Origin of the sequence: Streptomyces sp. SID5910 (assembly GCF_009862125.1) — a bacterium.
Classification (GTDB): Bacteria; Actinomycetota; Actinomycetes; order Streptomycetales; family Streptomycetaceae; genus Streptomyces.
This window is the reverse complement of record NZ_WWHX01000153.1, coordinates 1-1,277: the sequence shown is the minus strand read 5'-3', so window position 1 is coordinate 1,277 and position 1,277 is coordinate 1. Positions and strand designations below refer to the sequence as shown.

Sequence of the window (1,277 nt, the reverse complement as noted above, 5' to 3'; positions counted from 1 at the left end):
CTCGGTGGGGGTGCCCGGGCGGCTGTTTGTGCCGCCCGGGCGGTTCGTCAGATGCCCGCCGCTGAGGAGAGGTCCCGCTTCAGTGCCGTCAGCAGCTCCGTCGCCTTCGCGCGGGCCTCGGGGAGGGCGGAGTGCGCGGCGACCGGGACGACGACCTCCAGGTAGCACTTCAGCTTCGGCTCCGTGCCGCTCGGGCGGACGATGACCCGGGCGCCGTCGAGCGTGTAGCGCAGGCCGTCCGTGGGCGGGAGCGTGTCCGTGCCCCGGGTCAGGTCCTCGGCCTTCGTCACGGGCAGGCCGGCGAGGTGAGCCGGGGGCTGCTCGCGCAGGCGGTGCATCGCGGCGGCGATCAGGGACAGGTCCTCGACGCGGACCGAGAGCTGGTCGGTGGCGTGCAGGCCGTGCTCGACGGCGAGGTCGTCCAAGAGGTCGAGGAGGGTGCGGCCTTCTTCCTTGAGGACCGAGGCCAGCTCCGTGATCAGCAGCGCCGCGGTGATGCCGTCCTTGTCGCGGACGCCCTCCGGGTCGACGCAGTAGCCGAGGGCCTCCTCGTAGCCGTAGCGGATGTTCTCCACGCGGGCGATCCACTTGAAGCCGGTGAGGGTCTCGACGTGCGGGACGCCCGCCTTCGCCGCGATGCGGCCCAGGAGGGACGACGACACGATCGACTCCGCGAACGTGCCCTGCGCTCCGCGGGCGACCAGGTGGGCGGCGAGGAGCGCGCCGACCTCGTCGCCGCGGAGCATGCGCCAGTCGGTGCCGTCGTGGACCGCGACGGCGCAGCGGTCGGCGTCCGGGTCGTTGGCGATGACCAGGTCCGGGTTCGTCTCGCGGGCCTTCGCGAAGGCGAGATCCATCGCGCCGGGCTCTTCCGGGTTGGGGAAGGCGACGGTGGGGAAGTCCGGGTCGGGGTCGGCCTGCTCGGCGACGAGGGCGGGCTCCGGGAAGCCGGCGCGTGCGAAGGCGGCGAGGAGGGTGTCCTTGCCGACGCCGTGCATCGCCGTGTAGACGGTGCGGGCGGTGCGGGGGGAGCCTGCGGCGAGGACGGCGTCCGTGCGGGCGAGGTAGGCGTCCAGGACGTCGTCGGTGAGGGTCTGCCAGCCGGATTCCGGGCGGGGGACGTCGTGGAGGGAGCTCACGGCGTCGATCTCCGCGGCGATGCCGGCGTCGGCGGGGGGCACGATCTGGGAGCCGTCGCCGAGGTACACCTTGTAGCCGTTGTCGCGGGGCGGGTTGTGGCTGGCGGTGACCTCTACGCCGGCGACGGCGCCGAGGTG

Annotated in this window: 1 protein-coding gene; it reads right to left on the bottom strand. The window is 73.6% G+C overall.

Annotated features, from left to right (window positions below; genetic code table 11):
- Positions 1-47: 47 nt before the first annotated feature.
- Positions 48-1,277, bottom strand: a 1,230-nt coding sequence (locus tag GTW67_RS05660; RefSeq protein ID WP_161163693.1) for a phospho-sugar mutase, incomplete at its 5' end; no start/stop codon positions are given.